27 protein-coding genes are annotated in these 22,102 nt (G+C 64.4%); 20 read left to right on the plus strand and 7 right to left on the minus strand.

What is annotated here, in order from left to right:
* Nucleotides 1–827: 827 nt before the first annotated feature.
* From BRA471DRAFT_RS11425 to BRA471DRAFT_RS11440, 4 genes are all read left to right on the plus strand, one after another.
* On the plus strand, nucleotides 828–1,448 hold the full coding sequence (locus BRA471DRAFT_RS11425; protein WP_035973860.1) for a TetR/AcrR family transcriptional regulator: 621 nt from the start codon (nucleotides 828–830) through the stop codon (nucleotides 1,446–1,448).
* A gap of 52 nt (nucleotides 1,449–1,500) precedes the next feature.
* Entirely contained in the window at nucleotides 1,501–2,694 is a 1,194-nt protein-coding gene (locus BRA471DRAFT_RS11430) for an MFS transporter (RefSeq protein ID WP_007607256.1), read from the plus strand.
* A gap of 139 nt (nucleotides 2,695–2,833) precedes the next feature.
* Nucleotides 2,834–3,253: a hypothetical protein gene (locus tag BRA471DRAFT_RS11435; RefSeq protein WP_007607258.1), complete on the plus strand. Its 420-nt coding sequence runs from the start codon at nucleotides 2,834–2,836 to the stop codon at nucleotides 3,251–3,253.
* Nucleotides 3,254–3,390: 137 nt separating this feature from the next.
* Nucleotides 3,391–3,600 carry a hypothetical protein gene (locus BRA471DRAFT_RS11440; protein WP_007607259.1) on the plus strand — a complete coding sequence of 70 codons (210 nt, stop codon included), beginning with the start codon at nucleotides 3,391–3,393 and terminating at the stop codon, nucleotides 3,598–3,600.
* Nucleotides 3,601–3,851: 251 nt separating this feature from the next.
* Here the strand turns inward: BRA471DRAFT_RS11440 and BRA471DRAFT_RS11445 are convergent, their stop codons facing one another.
* Nucleotides 3,852–4,823 carry a LysR family transcriptional regulator gene (locus BRA471DRAFT_RS11445; protein WP_007607260.1) on the minus strand — a complete coding sequence of 324 codons (972 nt, stop codon included), beginning with the start codon at nucleotides 4,821–4,823 and terminating at the stop codon, nucleotides 3,852–3,854.
* Nucleotides 4,824–4,944: 121 nt separating this feature from the next.
* Here BRA471DRAFT_RS11445 and BRA471DRAFT_RS11450 point away from each other — a divergent pair, with 121 nt between their 5' ends.
* The 9 genes from BRA471DRAFT_RS11450 to BRA471DRAFT_RS11490 all read left to right on the plus strand — a co-directional run bounded on the left by BRA471DRAFT_RS11450 (nucleotide 4,945) and on the right by BRA471DRAFT_RS11490 (nucleotide 14,127).
* A complete protein-coding gene (locus BRA471DRAFT_RS11450) occupies nucleotides 4,945–5,982 on the plus strand; it encodes a class 1 fructose-bisphosphatase (RefSeq protein ID WP_007607261.1) in 1,038 nt (345 codons plus the stop codon).
* A gap of 12 nt (nucleotides 5,983–5,994) precedes the next feature.
* Nucleotides 5,995–6,870, plus strand: coding sequence for a phosphoribulokinase (locus BRA471DRAFT_RS11455; protein ID WP_007607262.1), 876 nt, complete (start codon nucleotides 5,995–5,997; stop codon nucleotides 6,868–6,870).
* A 16-nt stretch (nucleotides 6,871–6,886) separates the two neighbouring features.
* The gene (gene tkt / locus BRA471DRAFT_RS11460) at nucleotides 6,887–8,908 is read left to right on the plus strand and encodes a transketolase (RefSeq protein WP_007607263.1); all 2,022 of its coding nucleotides are present in this window, start codon (nucleotides 6,887–6,889) and stop codon (nucleotides 8,906–8,908) included.
* 14 nt (nucleotides 8,909–8,922) lie between these two features.
* On the plus strand, nucleotides 8,923–10,008 hold the full coding sequence (gene fba / locus BRA471DRAFT_RS11465; protein WP_007607265.1) for a class II fructose-bisphosphate aldolase: 1,086 nt from the start codon (nucleotides 8,923–8,925) through the stop codon (nucleotides 10,006–10,008).
* Nucleotides 10,009–10,038: 30 nt separating this feature from the next.
* Nucleotides 10,039–11,499 carry a form I ribulose bisphosphate carboxylase large subunit gene (locus BRA471DRAFT_RS11470; protein WP_007607267.1) on the plus strand — a complete coding sequence of 487 codons (1,461 nt, stop codon included), beginning with the start codon at nucleotides 10,039–10,041 and terminating at the stop codon, nucleotides 11,497–11,499.
* An 11-nt stretch (nucleotides 11,500–11,510) separates the two neighbouring features.
* The gene (locus BRA471DRAFT_RS11475) at nucleotides 11,511–11,918 is read left to right on the plus strand and encodes a ribulose bisphosphate carboxylase small subunit (RefSeq protein WP_007607271.1); all 408 of its coding nucleotides are present in this window, start codon (nucleotides 11,511–11,513) and stop codon (nucleotides 11,916–11,918) included.
* Between the two features lie 98 nt (nucleotides 11,919–12,016).
* On the plus strand, nucleotides 12,017–12,952 hold the full coding sequence (cbbX, locus tag BRA471DRAFT_RS11480; RefSeq protein ID WP_007607272.1) for a CbbX protein: 936 nt from the start codon (nucleotides 12,017–12,019) through the stop codon (nucleotides 12,950–12,952).
* Nucleotides 12,949–13,686 carry a ribulose-phosphate 3-epimerase gene (rpe, locus tag BRA471DRAFT_RS11485; protein ID WP_007607273.1) on the plus strand — a complete coding sequence of 246 codons (738 nt, stop codon included), beginning with the start codon at nucleotides 12,949–12,951 and terminating at the stop codon, nucleotides 13,684–13,686. The genes cbbX and rpe overlap by 4 nt, the downstream gene beginning before the upstream one ends.
* A gap of 228 nt (nucleotides 13,687–13,914) precedes the next feature.
* A complete protein-coding gene (locus BRA471DRAFT_RS11490) occupies nucleotides 13,915–14,127 on the plus strand; it encodes a hypothetical protein (RefSeq protein WP_007607274.1) in 213 nt (70 codons plus the stop codon).
* Nucleotides 14,128–14,242: 115 nt separating this feature from the next.
* Here the strand turns inward: BRA471DRAFT_RS11490 and BRA471DRAFT_RS11495 are convergent, their stop codons facing one another.
* Nucleotides 14,243–15,079 carry a universal stress protein gene (locus BRA471DRAFT_RS11495; RefSeq protein ID WP_007607275.1) on the minus strand — a complete coding sequence of 279 codons (837 nt, stop codon included), beginning with the start codon at nucleotides 15,077–15,079 and terminating at the stop codon, nucleotides 14,243–14,245.
* A 205-nt stretch (nucleotides 15,080–15,284) separates the two neighbouring features.
* Between BRA471DRAFT_RS11495 and BRA471DRAFT_RS11500 the strand changes: the two genes are divergently transcribed.
* Nucleotides 15,285–16,823, plus strand: a complete 1,539-nt coding sequence (locus BRA471DRAFT_RS11500; RefSeq protein WP_007607278.1) for a Do family serine endopeptidase — start codon at nucleotides 15,285–15,287, stop codon at nucleotides 16,821–16,823.
* Nucleotides 16,824–17,088: 265 nt separating this feature from the next.
* Nucleotides 17,089–17,451, plus strand: coding sequence for a hypothetical protein (locus tag BRA471DRAFT_RS11505; protein ID WP_007607279.1), 363 nt, complete (start codon nucleotides 17,089–17,091; stop codon nucleotides 17,449–17,451).
* Nucleotides 17,452–17,457: 6 nt separating this feature from the next.
* On the opposite strand, the gene BRA471DRAFT_RS11510 is transcribed toward BRA471DRAFT_RS11505, so the two are convergent.
* Nucleotides 17,458–17,772 carry a DUF6496 domain-containing protein gene (locus BRA471DRAFT_RS11510; protein ID WP_007607281.1) on the minus strand — a complete coding sequence of 105 codons (315 nt, stop codon included), beginning with the start codon at nucleotides 17,770–17,772 and terminating at the stop codon, nucleotides 17,458–17,460.
* Nucleotides 17,773–17,858: 86 nt separating this feature from the next.
* Entirely contained in the window at nucleotides 17,859–18,071 is a 213-nt protein-coding gene (locus BRA471DRAFT_RS11515) for a DUF3072 domain-containing protein (protein WP_007607283.1), read from the minus strand.
* A 115-nt stretch (nucleotides 18,072–18,186) separates the two neighbouring features.
* Here BRA471DRAFT_RS11515 and BRA471DRAFT_RS11520 point away from each other — a divergent pair, with 115 nt between their 5' ends.
* The 4 genes from BRA471DRAFT_RS11520 (at nucleotide 18,187) to BRA471DRAFT_RS11525 (ending at nucleotide 19,583) form a co-directional block, all read left to right on the plus strand.
* Nucleotides 18,187–18,408, plus strand: coding sequence for a hypothetical protein (locus tag BRA471DRAFT_RS11520; protein ID WP_035973863.1), 222 nt, complete (start codon nucleotides 18,187–18,189; stop codon nucleotides 18,406–18,408).
* Between the two features lie 18 nt (nucleotides 18,409–18,426).
* Nucleotides 18,427–18,618, plus strand: coding sequence for a hypothetical protein (locus tag BRA471DRAFT_RS36790; protein ID WP_083843219.1), 192 nt, complete (start codon nucleotides 18,427–18,429; stop codon nucleotides 18,616–18,618).
* A gap of 133 nt (nucleotides 18,619–18,751) precedes the next feature.
* The gene (locus BRA471DRAFT_RS38305; protein ID WP_157234068.1) at nucleotides 18,752–18,949 is read left to right on the plus strand and encodes a hypothetical protein; all 198 of its coding nucleotides are present in this window, start codon (nucleotides 18,752–18,754) and stop codon (nucleotides 18,947–18,949) included.
* Nucleotides 18,950–19,022: 73 nt separating this feature from the next.
* On the plus strand, nucleotides 19,023–19,583 hold the full coding sequence (locus BRA471DRAFT_RS11525) for a type 1 glutamine amidotransferase domain-containing protein (RefSeq protein WP_007607285.1): 561 nt from the start codon (nucleotides 19,023–19,025) through the stop codon (nucleotides 19,581–19,583).
* A gap of 69 nt (nucleotides 19,584–19,652) precedes the next feature.
* On the opposite strand, the gene BRA471DRAFT_RS11530 is transcribed toward BRA471DRAFT_RS11525, so the two are convergent.
* Nucleotides 19,653–19,898, minus strand: a complete 246-nt coding sequence (locus BRA471DRAFT_RS11530; RefSeq protein ID WP_007607286.1) for a hypothetical protein — start codon at nucleotides 19,896–19,898, stop codon at nucleotides 19,653–19,655.
* Between the two features lie 95 nt (nucleotides 19,899–19,993).
* Nucleotides 19,994–20,251 (minus strand): hypothetical protein, encoded by a 258-nt coding sequence (locus tag BRA471DRAFT_RS11535; RefSeq protein ID WP_007607288.1) that lies wholly within the window; start codon nucleotides 20,249–20,251, stop codon nucleotides 19,994–19,996.
* A gap of 138 nt (nucleotides 20,252–20,389) precedes the next feature.
* On the opposite strand from BRA471DRAFT_RS11535, the gene BRA471DRAFT_RS11540 reads away from it, so the two are divergent.
* On the plus strand, nucleotides 20,390–20,611 hold the full coding sequence (locus tag BRA471DRAFT_RS11540; protein ID WP_007607293.1) for a hypothetical protein: 222 nt from the start codon (nucleotides 20,390–20,392) through the stop codon (nucleotides 20,609–20,611).
* On the opposite strand, the gene BRA471DRAFT_RS11545 is transcribed toward BRA471DRAFT_RS11540, so the two are convergent.
* On the minus strand, nucleotides 20,608–22,098 hold the full coding sequence (locus BRA471DRAFT_RS11545) for an HWE histidine kinase domain-containing protein (RefSeq protein ID WP_007607295.1): 1,491 nt from the start codon (nucleotides 22,096–22,098) through the stop codon (nucleotides 20,608–20,610). The genes BRA471DRAFT_RS11540 and BRA471DRAFT_RS11545 overlap by 4 nt on opposite strands.
* Nucleotides 22,099–22,102: the final 4 nt, after the last annotated feature.

Here is a 22,102-nt window from a genome sequence, read left to right on the forward strand (position 1 = left end):
CATCCTTGAGGGGCGATCTCGTTGTCGTCTTGATTGCGAGCCGGGCTTGCGGTGGACGCGACAGCGTCGGCATGAGAGGTGCGGGCAGGGCGGGTAGTCCCTGTGAGCCCGTGGCCACGTGCGGACGAGCGGCGCTGTGAAGTTCGTCTCGTCGGTATTTCGATGGCCACGTGCACGAGGCCGTCGAACCCTGCGGCGAAATGGCGAATGCGCGTACGGCAAAACCGTGTGGTCCTGGCCGTCGTTGCTACGGTCAAGCTTTTGCGGAGGTGTGTGCGAGCCCAACCGGGCAGACAGCATCATCCAATTCGCGGAAGTGAGGGAGGCCAGAAGGAAAGTTCGGCTCCCGGGAGAGCACGGCATAAGCCGTCCAACCATCGCGCAGGGAAGGCCGAGTGATTGGCACCACCTGTATGCTGCTGTGCGGTTTTCCTGCGTGTGCTTTTCGCGCAGCGGACCGCGGGTGCGAGGTCAGCACCCGGCCTTCCCTGCGCCCTCTTGGATTTGAGGGTGGAGCGACCAAGCAGAGCTCGGGCGAAATGCGCCGCGAGGATGAGAAGGCGTGTCTGCAAGTCGAAGATGAACGCGAAGAAGATCCGCTCTCGTGCCCCGGACGCAGCGCAGCGTCACTTCGACGGTGCGCTGCAGAGCCGGGGCCCATCTCGCCGTATTACTCCGTGTCGCCCTCTGGGTCCCGGCTCTGCGCAGCAACGCTCGCGCGTTGCAGCGCGTCCGGGACACGGCACTCACTCCCTTTACACCTCCATCACAACCAAGTGTCCTTCAAGTGTCTTTATTCGGAAACAATCATTCCCTATTATCCCGCAATGCAAAAGACCGCCCGCAAATCCCGCTCCATTGCCCGTCCGTCCGGCCGTCCCCGGGAATTCGACATGGACACGGCGCTCGACAGGGCCGTCCGCGTGTTTTCCGAGCGCGGTTATCATGCGACCTCGATCGGCGATCTCACCGCGGCGATGCGGCTGGCGACCGGCAGCGTCTACAAGGCGTTTCGCGACAAGCATGCGGTGTTTCTCGCCGCCTTCGAGCGCTACGTCGCGTTGCGCCAGGAGCAGACGCGCAGCGCCGCGGCGCAAGGCGCCAATGGCCGCGAGCGACTGCGCAACCTGCTGCTGTCGTATGTGGAGCACTCCCAGGGCAGCGAGGGGCGGCGCGGCTGTCTCGTGGTCGGCAGCGCGGTCGAATTGTCCGCGGTCGATCCGGTGGTCGCCGCCCTCGTCAGCGCGCGGCTCGAGACCAACGAAGGCTTCATCGCCGGCCTCATTCGCGAGGGGCAGGCCGACGGCTCTATACCCCGCCATGTGGCCGCCGACGACACCGCGCGGCTGATGATCTGCATCACGCAGGGTCTGCGCGTCGTCGGCAAGGCGCGCTTGTCGCTCGACGGCAAGCGCCTGGTCGCCGTGGCGATGAAGCTGCTCGCCTGAATTTTTTGTCATATTAGGGAACAAACGTTTCCTATATCTGGAGACCGTGTGAATGACGATGAATGCCACGATCGAGACCGCGCCCGGGCCGGATGCGGTGTCGCAGCGACTGACCTTCGTGCTTGCCGCGGCCTGTGGCATGGTCGCCGCCAACATCTATTACGCCCAGCCGCTGATCGCGCCGATCAGCGCTGCGCTCGGCCTGTCGCACGCGGCGGCGGGGCTGATCGTCACCATGACGCAGATCGGCTACGGCGTGGGGCTTCTCTTCATCGTGCCGCTCGGCGACCTCGTCGAGAACCGTACCCTGATCTGCTCCGTCATCACGCTCGGCGCCGCAGCCCTGCTCGCCGCGGGGTTCGCGTCCCACGCGCTGCCGTTCCTGATCGCCGCGCTGTTCATCGGGCTCGGCTCGGTCGCGGTGCAGATCATCATTCCCTATGCGGCGCACCTTGCGCCGGCAGCGATTCGCGGTCGCGTCGTTGGCAACGTCTCGACCGGCTTGATGCTCGGCATCATGCTGGCGCGGCCGGTTTCGAGCTTCGTCACGGCGATGCTGTCGTGGCACGCAGTGTTCTTCTGCTCGGCCGCGCTGATGATCGCGCTCGCAGCCGTGCTCTGGATCACGCTGCCGAAGCGCAAGCCGGTCGCGCGCATGCATTACGGCGCGTTGCTGCTGTCGATGCCGCATCTGGTGCGGAGTACGCCGCTGCTGCGCCGCCGCGCGCTGTACCAGGCCAGCCTGTTCGGTGCCTTCAGCCTGTTCTGGACCGTGACGCCGCTGTTGCTCGCGAGCGAATTCGGCTTCACCCAGCGCGGCATCGCGCTGTTCGCGCTTGCCGGTGTCGCCGGCGTGTTCGCGGCCCCGATCGCGGGGCGTCTTGCCGATCGCGGCCATAGCCGCATGGCAACACTGGTCGCGCTGCTGCTCGCGGCCGTGGGCTTCCTGATCACGCATGTCGGCGCGGCCGGATCGGTGCTGAACCTCGCCTGCCTGGTCGTGGCCGCGATCGCGATCGACATCGGCGTGCAGGGCAACGTCGTGCTCGGCTTCCGCGCGATCTTCGCGCTGGGGCATGAGCACCGCAGTCGCCTCAACGGCCTCTACATGGCGACGTTCTTCACCGCGGGCGCGGCGGGCTCGGCGGTCGGCGCCTGGGCGTTTGCGCAAGGCGGCTGGATGCTCGCATCGGCCATTGGCCTCGCGCTGCCCGTCGCGGGTCTGGTCTATGCGGCCACCGAGTAGCGGCCGGGATCGCCCAAGTCGTGCGATTCGGCCCGTTTACCAAGGCCGTCCGGCCGGCAATTTCCACCTCGCAGTTTCCCTGCCGCTGTAGTACTTTGGTCGCAAGCGAGCCTGGTTAACGGGCGGCAGGGGGAGGCTGATGAGGCGTGCGGAGCTGGTTGGCGTAGCGCGGATACGACCTTGGTCGTGGCAGGCGTTTCTACTTGGTTTCGTCGTTGTCGCAATGTCGGCTGCGCTCCAGGGCGCCTGTGTCGCGCTCGGCGCAAAACTCTATTTCGCGGCGTTCCTGCCCAGCCTGTTCGTGCTCGGCATTGTCGTGGGCGCACCGGCGGCGGCGTTCGCCGCGGTGCTCACCATTCCGCTGGTGTGGTGGGCGTTCATGCCGCCCTTCTTCGAATTCAATTCGCTGACCGGCGCGCATGCCGATTCCATCAAGCTGTTCTGCCTGCTCGCCGTGCTGGTGATCGGCCTTGCCGATCTCTGCCGCGCGACGATGGCAATCATCAGCCGCGGCGGGTTGAAGCCGCGGAGCGAGAGCGCGGCAACGAATTCGCAATAGACGGCCTTGTAGGGCCGCGCACGTTGCGCGCGGGCAACAGTCCGGAAACCATTCGCGCGCTTGCCGCGCCGCGCTAACTTTTCGAAAAAGATTTGGCCGCAATTTCTCCCCCGGGAATGACGAGGGAGTTTTCGGACATGAACGGCCAAATCACCGGTCACGCCATCTTGGAGAACGTGCGCCGCTACCGCGGGATCGCATCGCTCTATCGCCAGACCGCTGCATTCCGCCCCGACCAGAGCTGGTCGCTGCTCGAGCAGGCGAGGGATTGGGAAGCGCGGGCGCTGCGGGAGCTGGAAGCCTATTTCGCCGCGCGAATGGATTACGCTGCGACGCGTGCGGCCTGATCGTTAACCATCGGCGCGGCCTGGGGCAGGCCCGCGTCGGTCGTCGGGTCGCGCACGGAAAGCCCGGGGCGATTACGGAGTTCTCTCGACGCCCGTCTGTGCTAGCAACCTCCCGACCGAGAAATCCCAATTCGGCCGGGGCAAGCCATGACCACCTTCAACCGCATCTTCACGACGGAGCGCCTGCTCCAGATCATCGTCATTCTCGCGGCTACGGTCGCAATGAAGCTCATGGGCTGAATTCCGGCGGGCTATCGCGCGCCGAGTTCGGGCAATTCGGGCAGATAGTTCGACCCCTCCGATCCCAAGAAATCGAACATCGCCTGCGCGGGCGGCAACAGCACCTTGTCGCTGCGGCGGATCACGTACCATTGCCGCACGATCGGCAGGCCCGCGACGTCGAGCACGACGAGCCGGCCCTCGGTGAGCTCGTGCGCCACGGTGTGGGCGGAGATGAAGGCGATGCCGAGCCCGGCGATCACCGCCTGCTTGATGGTCTCGTTGCTGCTCATCTCCATGCCGATGATCGGCTCGAGATCCGACCTCTGGAACATGCCTTCCATCAGTGTCCGCGTGCCCGAGCCGGGCTCGCGGGTGAGGAAAGTCTCGTGCACGAGGTCGGTGAGGCTGAGGCCGGAATCCTTCTCCAGCCAGTGCCCCTTGCGCGCGACGATGATGTGCGGATTACGCCCGAGCTGACGGACGTCGACGCTGACGTCGGCCGGTGGCCGACCCATCACCGCGAAGTCGAGATCATAGCCGTGCATCGCCTCGCGGATCTCCTCGCGATTGCCGACCGTGAGCTTGAGCTCGATCTTCGGATGCCGCTTCGAGAATGCCGCGATCGCGTGCGGCACGAAATATTTTGCGGTCGAGACCGCGCCGAGATGCACCGTGCCGCCGGTCCGCCCCGCAAGCAGGTCGAGCGCGCCCTGGCAGTCCATGATCGCAGCTTCGACGCGCTCGGCGAGGCTAAGCACCTCCTTGCCCGCCTCCGTCAGCAGCATGCCGTCGCCGGTCCGCTGCAGCAGCGGCAGGCCGGCGAGATCCTGAAGCTGGCGCAGCTGCTGGGTCACGGCCGGCTGCGTCAGGCCGAGCTGGGTCGAGGCGGCCGTGACGCTGCCCTTGGCCGCGAGCGCTGCGAGCGAGCGAAGCTGTCGGATCGTGAGATGCCGGAGCTGTGCCGCCGTGTGGGCATTATAAGATAATTCTTTGGCGCTCATTATGAATAGAAATTTTCCTTATTAAGCCTCCCCTGTCAATCTCATCGTTGTTGGCACTGACCGCACCGACCTCCAGCGAGGAGGGAACTGGATACGGCACCAGCAAAGGGGATGGACGCAGATGACCGGGCAACTCAGGCTGGACGACCACCTTCAGCGGTATTCCGAGACGGCGCCGCGTGCGCTGGCGATAGCGGCCGCGGTCGACGCCATCGCGGCGGCCGCGATCGAGATCGCCGATCTCATCGCCACCGGAGACCTCGCCGACGCATCGGGCCTGACCACCGGCCGCAACAGCGACGGTGATGTCCAGCGCGATCTCGACGTGCAGGCGGATGCGATCCTGCGCCGCTGTCTCGGCAAGCTGCCGATCGCGGCGCTGGCGTCGGAGGAGATGCGCGAACCCCAGATCGGCGACAGCAAGGCCAAGATCTGCGTCGCGATCGATCCGCTCGACGGCTCCTCCAACATCGATATCAACATGACCGTGGGCACGATCTTCTCGATCCTGCCGGCGCCTGACGATCTCGCGCTCGCCTTCCATCAGCGCGGCTCGGCGCAACTCGCGGCGGGGTTCGTTACCTATGGCCCGCAGACCTCGCTGGTGCTGACGCTTGGCGAGGGCGTCGACATCTTCACACTTGACCGCAAGTCCGGTTGCTTCCGTCTCGCCCGCAGCGCCGTGCAGATCTCCGAGACCTGCGAGGAGTTCGCGATCAACGCCTCGAACCGCCGGCATTGGGAACAGCCGGTGCGCGCCTTCGTCGACGAATGCCTGGCCGGTGTGGAAGGGCAGGCCAACCACAATTTCAACATGCGCTGGGTCGGCTCGCTGGTTGCCGAGGCCTATCGCATCCTCACGCGCGGCGGCGTGTTCCTCTATCCCTCCGATGCACGGCCGGGCTACGGCGACGGCCGCTTGCGCCTCGTCTACGAGGCGCACCCGATGGCTTACATCGTCGAGCAGGCCGGCGGCTCGGCTTCGACCGGGCGCGAACGCATCCTCGAACTCTCGGCGCAGAGCCTGCACCAGCGCGTGCCGCTGATCATGGGCTCGAGCAACGAGGTGCAGCGCGTCGAGGAACTGCATTGCGATCCCTTGCTGGTCGCCAGCGTCTCCGCACCGCTGTTCGCGCGTCGCGGCTTCTTCCGGCTGTAAGCGAGGGATCCCATGTCCAGAAAGCATCCGATCATCTCCATCACCGGCTCCTCCGGCGCAGGTACGACCTCGGTCAAGAAGACGTTCGAACAGATCTTCTTCCGCGAGAAGGTCAACGCCGCCTACGTCGAAGGCGACGCCTTCCATCGCTACGATCGCGCGGAAATGCGCACGCAGATGGCGAAGGAAGCCGATCGCGGCAACAGGCATTTCAGCCATTTCAGCCCCGAGACCAACCTGTTCGAGGAGCTGGAGCGAGCGTTCCGCGACTATGGCGAGACCGGCACGGCGACGACGCGGCACTACGTCCACGACGCCGAAGAATCCACGCTCCATGGCGCCGCACCCGGCACCTTCACAGAATGGAAACGGCTGCCGGAGAGCTCCGATCTGCTGTTCTACGAGGGCCTCCATGGCGCCGTCGTCACCGACAAGGTCAACGTCGCGCGCTATGCCGACCTCAAGATCGGCGTCGTGCCCGTCATCAATCTCGAATGGATCCAGAAGCTGCACCGCGACCGCAGTGCGCGAGGCTATTCGACCGAGGCCGTTACCGACACCGTTCTGCGGCGCATGCCTGACTACATCCACTACATCTGCCCGCAATTTTCCGAGACCGATATCAACTTCCAGCGGGTGCCGACGGTGGACACCTCCAATCCGTTCATCGCGCGCTGGATTCCGACGCCGGACGAATCGATGGTCGTGATCCGCTTCAAGAACCCGCGCGGCATCGACTTCCCCTATCTGCTCTCGATGCTGCCGCAAAGCTGGATGTCCCGCGCCAATTCGATCGTGTGCCCCGGCGCGAAGCTCGATCTTGCGATGCAGCTCATCCTGACGCCGCTGATCATGCAGCTGATCGAGCGCAAGCGAAACCTGAAGTGAACGAGGGGAGGATCCGATGAACATCTCCGTCCACGCCGACGCCGACCTCACGCCGGTCTCGCATAGCGATCTCGCCAACGCCGTCCGCTTCCTCGCGGTCGATGCCATCGAGACCTCGCAGTCCGGCCATCCCGGCCTGCCCATGGGCATGGCCGATGTCGCGACCGTGCTGTTCTCGCGCTTCCTGAAATTCGACTCGGCTCATCCCCATTGGCCGGACCGAGATCGATTCGTGCTGTCGGCGGGTCATGGCTCGATGTTGCTCTATGCATTGCTCCATCTCACCGGCGGCGATGTCAGCCTCGACGACATCAAGGCCTTCCGGCAATGGGGCTCGAAGACGCCGGGCCATCCGGAATATGGCCATACGCCGGGCGTCGAGACGACGACCGGTCCGCTGGGGCAGGGGATTGCGACCGCGGTGGGCATGGCACTCGCCGAACGCATGGCCAATGCGCGGCATGGCGACGGTCTCGTCGATCACTTCACCTATGTGATCGTTGGCGACGGCTGTCTCATGGAAGGCATTAGCCAGGAAGCGATTTCGCTCGCCGGCCATCTCGGGCTCGGCCGCCTGATCGTGCTGTTCGACGACAACGGCATCTCCATTGACGGGCCGACGTCGCTTGCGACCTCCGACGACCAGCTCGCGCGCTTCGCTGCCTCCGGCTGGTCGGTGCGCCGTGTCGACGGGCACGATGCCGAAGCGGTTGCGCAGGCGATAGCCGAGGAGCGTGAGAGCGCAAGACCGTCGCTGATCGCTTGCCGCACCGTCATCGGCTATGGCGCGCCGGATCGTCAGGGCACCGAGAAGGCGCATGGCGCGCCGCTCGGCACCGAGCAGACGGCGGCGGCGCGGCGAGCGCTCGGCTGGGACTACCAGCCCTTCGTGGTGCCTGTCACGATCCTGAAAGCATGGCGGATGATCGGACAACGCGGGCAGGTCGCGCGTCTCGCCTGGCTCGATCGCTATGAATGCGCGACGCCCGAGCAGCGCGATTTGTTTGTCGAGGGCAAAGCGGTTGTCCTGCCGACCGCCTATGCCCAGGCCTCGGCGAAATTGCGCGAGCGCTTTGCCACCGAGCGTCCGAAGCTCGCGACGCGGCAGGCCTCGCAACAGGTGCTCGACGGCATCGCAGGGACGATTCCCGGATTTGTCGGCGGCTCGGCGGACCTCACGCATTCGAACCTGACGCATGCCAAGGCGCAGACCCCCGTCAAGCGCGACGCGTTCGCCGGCGATTACATCCATTACGGCATCCGCGAGCATGGCATGGCGGCCGCGATGAACGGCCTCGCGCTGCACGGCGGCTTCATTCCCTATGGCGGCACCTTCCTCGCGTTCTCCGATTACAGCCGGCCGGCGATCCGCCTTGCGGCCTTGATGCGGATCCGCGTCATTCATGTGATGACCCATGACTCCATTGGCCTCGGTGAGGACGGCCCCACGCACCAACCGGTCGAGCATCTCGCAGCGCTTCGCGTCATTCCGAACCTGCTTGTGTTCCGGCCGGCCGACGCGGTTGAGACGCTGGAAGCATGGGACTGCGCGCTACAAGCTGAAAATCGCCCATCCGTGCTGTGCCTGTCCCGTCAGGGGCTGCCGGCCTTCCGCAGCGATGTCCGCGGTAGGAACCGCGTCGCACGAGGCGCCTATCTCATCGTTTCGCCGGACGGCGGCCGAGACGTGACGCTCGTCGCAACGGGTTCGGAGGTGTCTATTGCGCTGGAAGCGGCTCGCCTGCTTGCCACCGAGCACGTCCGCGCGGCCGTGGTCTCCGCGCCCTGCTTCGCGCTGTTCGAGGAGCAGCCGGAGGATTACCGAGCCGCTGTGCTCGGCACGGCGCCACGGATCGGCATCGAGGCGGCAGTCGCCGGCGATTGGCATCGCTGGATCGGCACTGACGGCGAATTCGTCGGCATGCGCGGCTTCGGTGCCTCGGCGCCGGCCCCCGTGCTCTACCGCGAATTCGGCATCACGCCGCAAAGCGTTGCGGAAGCCGCCCGGCGGGCGATGGCCCGCGCCGGCAAGCAATAACAGGAGGAATTGTCGTGGCCCGTATCACCCTTCGTCAGCTGCTCGACCACGCCGCCAGTCACGGTTACGCGGTGCCGGCGTTCAACATCAACAACATGGAGCAGGGCATCGCGATCATGCAGGCGGCGGCCGAGGTCGATGCGCCCGTCATCATCCAGGCTTCGCGCGGCGCGCGCAGCTATGCCGGCGACCTCATGCTCTCGCACATGATCGACGCGCTGGAGCGGACCTATCCGGACATCCCGCTCTGCATGCACCAGGACCATGGCAACGACGAAGCGACCTGCGCGTCCGCGATCGCCCACGGGTTCACCTCGGTGATGATGGACGGCTCGCTTGAGGCCGACGCCAAAACCGCGGCCGATTACGACTACAACGTTGCGATCACCCGCCGCGTCGTCGATCTCGCCCATTGGGTCGGTGCCTCCGTCGAAGGCGAGCTCGGCGTGCTCGGCTCGCTCGAGCATGGCGGCGGCGAGCAGGAGGATGGTCATGGCGTCGAAGGCACGGTCGGCCATGATCAGTTGCTGACGGATCCCGACCAGGCGGTCGACTTCGTCCGCGCCACCAAAGTCGATGCGCTCGCGATCGCGATGGGCACGTCGCACGGCGCCTACAAGTTCAGTCGCAAGCCGGATGGCGACATTCTGGCGATGCGGGTGGTCGAGGAGATTCATCGCCGGCTGCCGAACACGCATCTCGTGATGCACGGCTCTTCCTCGGTGCCGCAGCCGCTCCAGGACATGTTCAACCAGTTCGGCGGCGAGATGCCGCAGACCTGGGGCGTGCCGGTCGAGGAGATCGTCCGCGGCATCAAGAGCGGCGTGCGCAAGGTCAATATCGATACCGACTGCCGGCTGGCAATGACTGCGGTGTTCCGCAAGGTCGCCGCGCAAACGCGCTCCGAGTTCGATCCGCGCAAATTCCTCAAGCCCGCGATGGATGCGATGCGCGAGCTCTGCCGGGACCGCTTCGAGCAGTTCGGCACCGCTGGCCACGCCGGCAAGATCAAGGTCATTCCCTTGAGCGAGATGGCGCGGCGCTACCGCGCCGGAGAACTCGATCCCAGCGTCGACGCCCGCGAGCCCGTCGCGGCCTAATCATTCTGAGAGAAAGAGCAGGAGAGAGCCATGAATGCACATGCAGGAACCGTCCGCGGCAAGGAAAGATATCGTTCGGGCGTGATGGAATACAAGCGCATGGGCTATTGGGAGCCTGATTATGTGCCAAAGGACACCGATGTCATCGCGCTGTTCCGCGTCACGCCGCAAGAGGGCGTCGACCCGATCGAGGCGTCGGCCGCTGTCGCCGGTGAATCCTCGACCGCGACCTGGACGGTGGTTTGGACCGATCGCCTGACCGCCGCCGAGAAGTATCGCGCAAAATGCTACCGCGTCGATCCGGTGCCGGGCACGCCTGGCTCGTATTTCGCCTACATTGCCTATGACTTGGACCTGTTCGAGCCTGGTTCGATCGCCAACCTCTCGGCGTCGATCATCGGCAACGTGTTCGGCTTCAAGCCGCTGAAGGCGCTGCGGCTGGAGGACATGCGCTTCCCGGTCGCGTATGTGAAGACGTTCCAGGGACCGGCAACTGGCATCGTGGTCGAGCGCGAGCGACTCGACAAGTTCGGCCGGCCGCTGCTCGGCGCGACCGTCAAGCCGAAGCTCGGGCTTTCGGGCCGCAATTACGGTCGCGTGGTCTACGAGGCGCTGAAAGGCGGGCTCGACTTCACCAAGGATGACGAGAACATCAACTCGCAGCCCTTCATGCACTGGCGCGACCGCTTCCTCTATTGCATGGAGGCGGTGAACCGCGCGCAGGCGGCCTCCGGCGAGGCCAAGGGCACCTACCTGAACATCACCGCGGGAACGATGGAGGACATGTACGAGCGCGCCGAGTTCGCGAAGGAGCTCGGATCGTGCATCGTTATGATCGACCTCGTGATCGGCTACACCGCGATCCAGTCGATGGCGAAATGGGCGCGGCGCAACGACATGATCCTGCATCTGCATCGCGCCGGTCACTCGACCTACACGCGGCAGAAGAGCCACGGCGTGTCGTTCCGCGTCATCGCCAAGTGGATGCGCCTTGCCGGCGTCGACCACATCCATGCCGGCACGGTGGTCGGCAAGCTCGAAGGCGATCCGAACACCACGCGCGGCTATTACGATGTCTGCCGCGAAGACTTTAACCCGACCAAGCTCGAACACGGGCTGTTCTTCGACCAGTCCTGGGCGAGCCTGAACAAGATGATGCCGGTCGCCTCCGGCGGCATCCATGCCGGGCAGATGCATCAGCTGCTCGACCTGCTCGGCGAGGACGTCGTGCTCCAGTTCGGCGGCGGCACCATCGGCCATCCCATGGGCATCGCGGCCGGCGCGATCGCCAATCGTGTGGCGCTGGAAGCGATGATCCTCGCCCGCAACGAGGGGCGCGACTACGTCCACGAAGGTCCGGAGATCCTGGCCAGGGCGGCTGAGACCTGCACGCCGCTGAAAGCCGCGCTCGAGGTCTGGAAGGACGTCACCTTCAACTATGAATCCACCGACGCGCCGGACTTCGTGCCGACCGCACTCGAAACCGTTTGAGGAAATTTGACATGAAGCTGACCCAAGGCTGCTTCTCGTTCCTGCCCGATCTGACCGACGATCAGATCACCAAGCAGGTGCAGTATTGCCTGACCAACGGTTGGGCCGTGAACATCGAGTTCACCGACGATCCGCATCCCCGCAACACCTATTGGGAGATGTGGGGTCTGCCGATGTTCGATCTCCAGGACGCCGCGGGCGTGATGATGGAGCTCGCCGAATGCCGCAGAGTGTATGGCGACCGTTACATCCGCCTCAGCGGCTTCGACTCCAGCCATGACTGGGAATCGGTGCGGATCTCGTTCATCGTCAACCGCCCGCCGCAGGAAGCCGAGTTCGAGCTGGTGCGGCAGGAGGTGGGCGGACGTGCGATCCGCTACACCACCGTGCGCCGGCAACCCGCGCACCCACCAACCTAACTCATTCTCCTCCGCGCGGAGCACTCCCTGCTCCGTTTCCTTGGCGGACCACTGCTTCGCCGCTCCCCCGCGGCGAAGCCCTTTTCTTCGAGGTGCCGATGCTGGATGTTCCCCACGCAATGACCACTGAGCCCGGCGAGACCAGTTTCGATCTCCGCAAGGAGGCCGAAGCGGCTGGAATCATCGGCACGCTGCAGCAGCTCGAGCAGGAGCTGATCGGATTGAAACCGGTGAAGAATCGCGTGCGCCAGATCGCGTCGCTCTTGCTGATCGAACGTATCCGGCAGCGTGCTGGACTGGCTTCGTCGCCGCCGACGCTGCACATGTCGTTTACCGGCAATCCCGGCACCGGCAAGACGACCGTCGCGCTGCGCATGGCAAAGATCCTGCACGGCCTCGGTTTCGTGCGGCGCGGGCAGGTGATCTCGGTGACGCGCGACGATCTCGTCGGCCAGTATATCGGCCACACCGCGCCGAAGACCAAGGAGATTTTGAAGAAGGCGATGGGCGGCGTGCTGTTCATTGACGAGGCCTATTATCTGCACCGTCCCGACAACGAGCGCGACTACGGCCAGGAGGCGATCGAGATTCTGCTCCAGGTGATGGAGAACCAGCGCGAGGACCTCGTCGTGATCCTTGCCGGCTATGGCGAGCGGATGACGAGCTTCTTCGCGTCAAACCCCGGCTTCCGCTCGCGCATCGCGCATCACATCGACTTTCCGGACTATGCGGAAGCCGAGCTGCTCGTCATCGCCGAACTGATGCTGAAGGAACGGGGTTATCGCCTCTCGGCGGCGGCGCGCCAAGCTTTCGAGAAATATATCGCACTGCGCCGGACCCAACCGTTCTTCTCCAATGCGCGCTCGATCCGCAACGCCGTCGACCGCATCCGCCTGCGGCAGGCCGATCGCCTGGTATCCGATCTCGATCGCATGCTCGAGATCGCGGACCTCGAAACGATCGATCCCATGGACGTCCTGGCGAGCCGCGTGTTCAGCGGCGGTGCGGACGCGCAGCGGAGTGCGAAGCCATGACGAGAGAAATCCTGATCGCGCCGTCGATCCTGGCTGCGGATTTCGCGCGCCTCGGCGAGGAGATTGCGGCGATCGACGCGGCGGGCGCCGACTGGATTCATTGCGACGTCATGGACGGGCATTTCGTCCCGAACATCAGTTATGGCGCCGACATCATCAAGGCGATCCGGCCGCTGACGAAGAAGGTCTTCGACGTGCATCTCATGATCGCGCCGGCCGATCCCTATCTCGAAGCGTTCGCGAAGGCCGGCGCGGATGTCATCACGGTGCATGCCGAAGCCGGTCCGCACCTCGATCGATCGCTCCAGGCCATCCGCGCGCTCGGCAAGAAAGCCGGTGTCAGCCTGTGTCCCGCCACTCCCGAAAGCGCGATCGAGTATGTGCTCGATCGTCTCGACCTCGTCCTGGTGATGACGGTCAATCCGGGCTTTGGCGGCCAGTCGTTCCTCGAGTCCCAGCTCGAGAAGATCGGGCGGATTCGAAGCATGATCGGCGACCGGCCGATCCGGCTCGAGGTTGACGGCGGCATCACGCGCGATAATGCAGCGGCCGTGACCGCTGCGGGCGCCGATACGCTTGTGGCGGGGTCCGCCGTATTTCGCGGCAGGGGCAACGCGGACTATGCCGGCAACATCGCGGCCATCCGCGCTGCTGCGGAGGCCGGCAGGGTTCCGAACCGGCAACATAGTTCGGCGCAGACGATCCGAGCCGGTGAGCCCGCGCTGATCCGGTAGGCTACGGAAGACAGGCGGAGCGAGCCGGTACCCGAATGGCTGTGCCAGGGTCTGCCGCTTTCCACCGGGCATATTGAGTCCGCGCTGATTGGAACTTTCGCCCCAACACGCGTTTGCCTAGAATCAAGCGGGTCAAGCGCGCGGCGGGCGCAGCAAATCTTTTGCACAACCGCCATCGCCCTGACGCAAATAAGGCCAATAAGCTTTGTGAATGCGAGGGAGGGTCTCATGGATAACGTACGTCGCTACCGCGCGCTAGCGTCCCTCTGTCGTCAGCAGGCCGCCTACCGGCCGCTCCAGAGCTGGGAACTGCTCGGCCAGGCCGAACATTTCGAATATCTCGCCGAAGTCGAACTCAAGGCGCATTTCGACGCGTGCAATGCGCCACACGAAGAGGGCGGCGTCGAGGCCACGGCGTGGGAGAGGCCCGCCGCGGCGTGACGGTCCAAATTGTTCGAACATGACCTGAACTTGCCGACGCCGGCACCGCTCAAGGACGCGGTTGTCAGCCCGAACGACAAGGCTTGCGACCGGCCCGACCTGGATCAGCCCTCGATTAATGCGACATCAGCGTCGGGACGGTCATGGCTTCCAGCATGGCGCGGGTGACGCCGCCGAGGAACCGCTCCTGCAAACGCGAATGGCCGTAGCCGCCCATGACCAGAAGATCCAGGTTCTCATCGGCTGCCAGCGACAGCATGGTCGGCTGAATGTCAGAGCGCGCCGCCGACAGGTTGACCGTGCGGGTCGACAGGCCGCGCCGGCCGAGATGCCTTGCCAGATTGCGCGTCGAGACTTCGTCGGGAACCGTATCTGTTTCATTGATCGCAATGATCACGATCTCCTCGGCGCGGGCCAGGAATGGTGCGGCGTCGCGCATGGCGCGCGCTGCGAGGCGGCTGCCATCCCAGCAGATGCCGATCCGTTTCGCCTTGAACGCTCCATGGAAGGTGTAGGGCAGGAAAAGCACCGGGCCGCCCGCCTGGAACAGGATCTCGCGGGGCACATCGTTGTCGAGTGATCCCTGCGCCGGATCCGGCTGGAGCACGATGCTGAGATCGTGCAGCCGCGCCATCTCGCCGAGCAAGCCGACCGCATCCCCCGGCATCTCTCCGAGCGGGCGGCATGTGTAGGAAATGCCGGCGTTCATCGCTTCGCTCTTGAACACCGCGAGCGCCGCCTCGGCGCGCTGCACTGCGCTTTCGCGCTCCATCTCGAACACAGCCGCCACGGCAGCGCCGCCCTCCATCACGTAGGCCGCGCTGGTTGCCACATAACCCACCGCGACTGCGTCCAGATGGGCGTTGAGGCCGGCCGCGAGCGAGATCGAGCCGTCGATCGCCGGGCGCATCGGGCGCTCGGTAGGGATGTGGACGAGAATGTCTTTGTACATGACGCGCCTCCGATGGACATCATCCGGTGGCTGCAGTCTTCCACGCTGCCCGGGGCCCGCGTTGAGCTGCATCAAATGTGCAGCCCTCGTTTTTTGTCGCCGGCCCCGGCCACTTTGCCAAGATTTAATGACGTGGACGGGACGCCGTAAGGTGGCGACCACCATGTTGGGTGCAGGGCGACTTTCTCAACATGGACATATCGACATGAACGATCACGTCAATTCCGACACCACAACGTCCCGCAAGATACTGAGACCGCGCCGGCTCGCGCTGCTCGGCACCGTCGCCGCGCTTGGCCTGGCCGTACTGGCGACTGCCCCCGGCTCTTCGCCGTTCAGTGCGACATCCTTCATTGCGCCCGCCCAGGCCGCAGAGACCGCCGCGACACCGCCGGGCTTCGGCGACCTCGTCAGCAAGGTCAAACCCGCCGTCATCTCGGTGCGGGTCAGGATCGACCAGGACAACGACAAGAGCGCGATGCTGCAACAGAACCGAATGGATTCAGACGAAGCATCGCCCTTCGATCAATTTTCACGGCAATTCGGCTTCCCCGGCCCGGGTGGCATGGAGGGCATGCCGCGCCACCGCCGGCAGATGATCACGGGTGAGGGCTCGGGCTTCTTCATCTCCGCCGACGGCTATGCCGTGACCAACAACCACGTCGTCGATCACGCCGAGTCTGTGCAAGTGACGATGGACGACGGCACGACCTACAGCGCGAAAGTGGTCGGCACCGATCCGAAGACCGATCTCGCGCTGATCAAGGTCGAAGGCAAGAAGGATTTTCCGTTCGTCAAATTCTCCGACCAGAAGCCGCGCATCGGCGACTGGGTGGTCGCCGTCGGCAATCCCTTCGGCCTCGGCGGCACCGTGACCGCCGGCATCGTCTCGGCCAGCGGCCGCGACATCGGCAACGGCCCCTATGACGACTTCATCCAGATCGACGCGCCGATCAACAAGGGCAATTCCGGCGGCCCGGCCTTCGACATGAACGGCAACGTGATCGGTGTGAACACTGCGATCTTCTCGCCCTCCGGCGGCTCGGTCGGCATCGGCTTCGACATTCCGGCCTCGACCGCAAAGCTCGTCGTCGCACAGTTGAAGGACAAGGGCGCGGTCACGCGCGGCTGGCTCGGCGTGCAGGTGCAGCCGGTGACGTCGGATATCGCCGACAGCCTCGGCCTCAAGGAGGCGCGCGGCGCGATCGTCGACAATCCGCAGGACGGCAGCCCGGCGGCGAAGGCGGGCATCGAGGCGGGCGACGTCATCACCGCCGTCAACGGCACCGCGATCAAGGATTCCCGCGATCTCGCCCGCACCATCGCCACCCTGGCGCCGGGCACGTCCGTGAAGCTCGATGTCGTCCACAAGGGCGACAGCAAGACGGTGACACTGGCGCTTGGCGAGTTGCCGAACGAGCGGCAGGCCAGAGCCGACGAGGGCAAGTCGCAGCCAGATGCCGGCATGCCGCCGCGTCTCGGGCTCAGCCTGGCTCCGGCCGGCGACGTGCAGGGCGCCGGCCAGAAGGGCGTCGTCGTCACTGAAGTCGATCCGCAAGGTCCGGCCGCGCAACGCGGCATCCAGACCGGCGACGTCATCCTCAACGTGGGCGGCAAGGCCGTCGCCAATATCGGCGATGTCCGTTCGGAGCTGGCGCAGGCGAAATCGTCCGGCAAGCGCAGCGTGCTGCTGCAGGTCAGAAGCGCACAGGCGACCCGGTTCGTGGCGGTGCCGCTCGCATAGGGCGAACGTCGATCGGCGCAACTCCAAAAGGCGGCCTTTGGGCCGCCTTTCCTGTTCGCCTTCAGGATTTCCGCAGATCGCCGATAACATTCTCGTTAACGGCAGGGAGGATGACCCGGTTCGTCCGAAAAAGCCGTGTTCGCTCATCACCATTGCAAATCTCGTACGGACTCGGCGGCAATGACGCTGCCGACGATTGCAAGCGTGGAACTTCGAACTTGCCGCCGCTGAGCCGGCCGGCAATTCGTATTTGATCGGTGCCGACATGGATCGATTGAAGCTCTCGCTGAGGACTGCGCTGCTCGTGGCGCCATTCGTGCTGTGGGGTGGAAACGCTCTCGGGCGTGACGATGGCCGCTACGCGGACTCACCCCTCAAGCCGTGGTTCGACGGCCTGCGCAGCCATCTCGGTCCGTGCTGCTCGGATGCGGATGGGTTTGCCGTCGCCGATCCCGACTGGGACTCGCACAATGGACATTATCGCGTGCGGCTCGACGGCGAATGGGTCGAGGTGCCGGACGAAGCGGTGATCACCGAGCCGAACCGGGCCGGCCGCACCATGGTGTGGCCGGTGAAGACCGCGTTCGGCGTTTCGATCCGCTGCTTCATGCCCGGCAGCATGATCTGACGGAGGTCAGCGCGACCGTTTGGAGGATTTGCGCTTCGACGTCTTCTTCGACGTCTTCTTGGTTTTCCTGGATGTCTTCTTGGACGTTTTCTTTGACGTCTTCTTGGACGTCTTCCGCTTCGCGGCTTTCTTCGGGACCTTCTTGCCCTTCTTGCGCGCTTTCGACAGGCCGATCGCGATCGCCTGCTTGCGGCTCTTCACGCGTCCGCCTCGACCGCCCGGTCCGCTTTTCGCGGTACCCTTCTTGTAGCGCTTCATCTCGCTTTCGACATCGCTGCCGGAGCTGCGCGAGTAGCGGCGCTTCTTTGCCTTGCGTGCCATGCATGTTCTCCCTTGGCAGGGGAAAACCATCCGGGACAGGCATGGTTCCGAAGCGCGCAAGCAACGTCGGGGATACGCGAGCTGGCCTAGAACGAATCCGCCAGCTCGATCTCGGCTTCCAGCACCTGAATGCGCCGCGCTGCCTCGCTGGAGGACAGATCCCGCGCATATTGCGCGGGTTGATACGCCTCTTCGCTCAGCCGTTTCAGCCGGAGGCCCTGCGCGCGCGTCATCTGCTCGGTGAGGAAAGTCTTGGCGGTGAGGAAGGCCTTGGCGTCGTATTTACCTTGAACCTGCATGTCGCTTCTCCCTTCTGAAATCGTGACTTGACTATATGTTCTTATTTTGTTCTAACAAGCCATGGACAACAGAATTAATGAAATTCGACGTAAAATCAGCGCCTTGAGGCTGGAAATGGCCGATATTGAGGTGTCCGTCCGCGAACTCGTCGAGCGCGATCGCGACTGCACAGAGAAGGCCCTGGCGCAGATGGATCTGCGCCGGAAAATCAATCTGCTGATCGGCGAATGGAAGGCTGCAGGTGGCGGCGATGTCCTGCCGAATGTCCGCGATAGGATGCGCCTTCGTTCCGCGAAGACATCAGGTAGTCCTCTGCGCGTGATCGCGCGCCGCTGAGAGCTTTGGGAGCGCACGGTGGAGGAAGACCCGGATGCGTACCGGATTCTAAAGCTGCGCGCCGAGATTCTCGAACTGGGCTCTGCCATCCGGCAGCTGCAACGCGAGGGGCTCGACGACGCCGCCGCCCAGCTCTTGATCGCGCGCAAGCGTGCACGACTCGATCATCTGGTGAAGTCAGATCCTGCAGCGCGCCTTAACGTCACCTGAGGCCCGACGCAGCTAAGCGAGTTCGTCACGTCAAGGCAGGTAGATCAGGGCACCTTCGGAGCGCCGGCCCAGCAATAGAACGCCCGAGATCAAGAGGCCGAGGCCGGCCGGCAGATATTAGAACGAGCCACCCATGGCTATCAGCCACGCGCCTCCGATCGCGATGATGATGCCGCAGATGAGCATGATTGCGCCGAGCAGCGGCGCCGCCCGGCGCGAGAGCAATGACCGGACGTTCGTCATTCGCCACCTCGATGGATTGAATGCGGTTCAACCGATCTTTTCGGCGAACCTTCCTGTGGCCGACATAACCTGCCGCACATCCGCGTGAGGCCGGCAATCGCGCGGAACGGAAGCCGGCTCGACCGATTGACCGGGCTCCTCTCACATTAACGGAGTGTTCCATGGAGCTTCAGGGTAAGACGATCGCGATCTTGGCCACGCACGGCTTTGAACAATCGGAACTGGAAGTGCCGCGCGACCGCTTGAAACAGGCAGGCGCGACGGTCCATGTGGTCTCGCTTGCACCCGGCGAGATCAAGGGCTGGGACATGAAGGATTGGGGTCGGCCCGTGAAGGTCGACAAGACGCTCGATCAGGTATCGAGCAGCGACTACGATGCGATCGTTCTGCCGGGTGGGCAGATTAATCCTGACCTCCTACGGGTCGAGCCGAAAGCTTTGAGCTTCGTCAAGGACATCTTCAACGCGAAGAAGGTCGTTGCGGCAGTCTGCCATGCGCCTTGGCTCCTGATTGAGACAGGCATCGCCAGGGGCCGCAAGATGACCTCATACAAATCGATCAAGACCGATGTCATCAATGCCGGCGCGGCATGGGAAGACTCGCAGGTGGTTGCTGACCAGGGCGTCATCACCTCGCGCAACCCCGGCGATCTCGAAGCCTTCAGCGCCAAAATCATCGAAGAAGTGAAGGAAGGCCGGCACCTTCAACGCAGCGCAGCGTGAAGTCAGCGACTCCCGGACGGAAAAGCCCCGCGTTGTTCGCGGGGCTTTTGTCCGACATGTCGGCGTAGATTACTTGGTGTTGCTCATGCCGCCTTTGTTGTTCGTCATGGTGCCGCCCTGGTCGGAGCCGGGACCGGAGCCGCCCTGACCGGAGGGATCAGGCCCCTTGGAGGACTTGGTGTTGGCGCCCGTAGTCTGCGACGATGACATCGAGGATCCGTGTTTTGCCTTGTGCGACTTGGCCTGCACGGCGAACGGCGCGGCGGCGAGGCCGGTTGCCAACATCACCGCAAGCGCGAGCTTGGTGGTCTTCATGCGCGGGAACTCCCTGAGTTGAATTGACGCAGGCAGCCAACCGTCATTCGTCGCGGGAGGTCCGAACAAGGGAGTTCCGGCAAATCACCAATACTTCAAGGTTGCTGGTCGTTCTCTGCGAGGATGAATACGACGCCGGTGAGTGTCGCGCCGATCGCGAACGTCGTCACCAATGTGAGGGCAAAAACGACTACGGCCTGCCTTCCGCCGTGACTCAGCAAATTGGCGACGCCTGGATTGGACAGCACCAGCAAGAGGCTGAAAGCGAGCCCGAGGGCTGCGCCCATCATGGCGTGCGTCATCAGCTTGATGAGCCCGCTCGGAGAGATCAGGTCCGACTTTTTCGCGCGCATGGAACTTTATTCCGATGTCGCAAGCAACGCCTGCGATACGCGCCGGTTCCATCCGCATGAAGGAATCGTTATCGCCCGCTTCATCCGACGTTCATGCCAAGCCTGCAAGAATGACCACGCAACACGGGAACATTCGATATGGGTAAGGTGGTCTTTCTCTATCGCTCTCTGGCTTATCGTAACGCCGCGGCGGACATCCTCCGCAAGGCGCGCAAGCTGCCCCGCGGCGCGGAGCGAAGCGCGGCGCGGCGCTATGCCAAGGCGCTGCGTGATCTCGCCCAAACGGAAGCCTGGCTCGAGGGACGGGTCGCGCGCGAACCGCAAACGATCGAGCGCAGGAAGAGTGCGGCCTCCGGTTAACCGGACGCGCGCTGCAATTCGGCGGAGCCGGCGGCTTCGAAGTTGCCGGGCGCGGTTGTCGCGGCACTCTTGCCGACCAACGGCACCTCGAGCCGGCACAACAGGCCCTCGGCGCGCCAATCGAATCGCGCCTGCCCGCCGAGCTGGGACTCGACGCTCGCAAGCAGGCTCCGCGTACCAAAGCCGCGGGATTTCGGCGTCTTGACAAGCGGGCCGCCGGATTCCTCCCACGTCAGGGTGAGCAGTTCGTCCTCGACCTGCCAGCCGATTGCGAGCCGTCCCGTCCGCGTCGAGAGCGCGCCATACTTCGCCGAGTTGGTGAAAAGTTCATGCAGCGCCAGCGCCAGCGTCTGGGCGGTCGCGGGCAGCAACTGAACTTCGGACCCCGCCAATTTGATCTGGCCGCCGAGGGAATAGGGCGCAAGCTCCTCGTCGATCAGCTTCGAGAGTTCGGCGCCCTGCCAGCTCGATAGCGACAGGATCGTATGCACGCGCGCCAGTGCATTGATGCGTCCCTCGACGGCGCTGACATAGGCTTTCACCTCGTCGGCGCGGGTGAGGCGCACGATCGATTGCGCCAGCGCCAGCGCATTCTTGGCCCGATGGTCGACTTCCCGCGCCAGCAGAGTCTGCCGTTCCTCCGCGCGCTTGCGTTCGGTGATGTCCACCGTCACGCCGCTGACGCGCATGACCCGACCGCTCTCGTCGACCGTGGCGGCGGCCGTGCCGACACACCAGCGCACATCGCCGTCGGGCCGCACGATGCGGAACTCCGTTTCATAGGAGCGTGTGCCCTTGTTGAATTCGGCGATCGCCTTGCGCAACTGATCGACGTCATCCGGATGCAACAGCGCCTGAACGTTGGCCGGGTTCACCTCGAAGCTCTCCGGGCCAACGCCGAAGATGCGGTATTGCCCCTCGTCCCACATCCAGTCGCCCGTGATCCAGTCCCAGTCCCAGGAGCCCATCTTGCCGGCGGCGATCGCCATGCTGCGCCGCTCTTCGCTCTCGCGCAGCTTTGCGGTGGAATTCTCCAGCTCGGCGGTGCGTGCACGCACGCGGTCCTCGAGATCCTGGTTCAGCCGCTCGAGTTCGCGCGTCTTGCGATAGAGCTCTGCGAACACCTTGACCTTGGCGCGCAGCACCTCCGGCACGACCGGCACGGGGACGTAGTCGACGGCGCCCATCTCGTAGCCGCGCAGGCGGTCAATGTCGCTGACTTGAATGGCCGAGATGAAGATCATCGCGGTCTTCTGGAAGCGCGGGTGCTCGCGGATCATCGCGGCGAGCTCGAAGCCGTCGAGCTCGGGCATGCAGACGTCGACCAGGATCACCGCGATCTCGGTCTTGAGCAGCACCTCCAGGGCCTCGCGACCGGACGAGGCGATCACGAGGTTCTGGCCGAGATCCTTCAGGATCACCTCATAGGCGAGCAGCTTGGCCGGCTGGTCGTCGACGAGGAGGATGTTGACCTTTTCGTGGTCCATACGG

Origin of the sequence: Bradyrhizobium sp. WSM471, from assembly GCF_000244915.1 — a bacterium.
Taxonomy (GTDB): Bacteria; Pseudomonadota; Alphaproteobacteria; order Rhizobiales; family Xanthobacteraceae; genus Bradyrhizobium.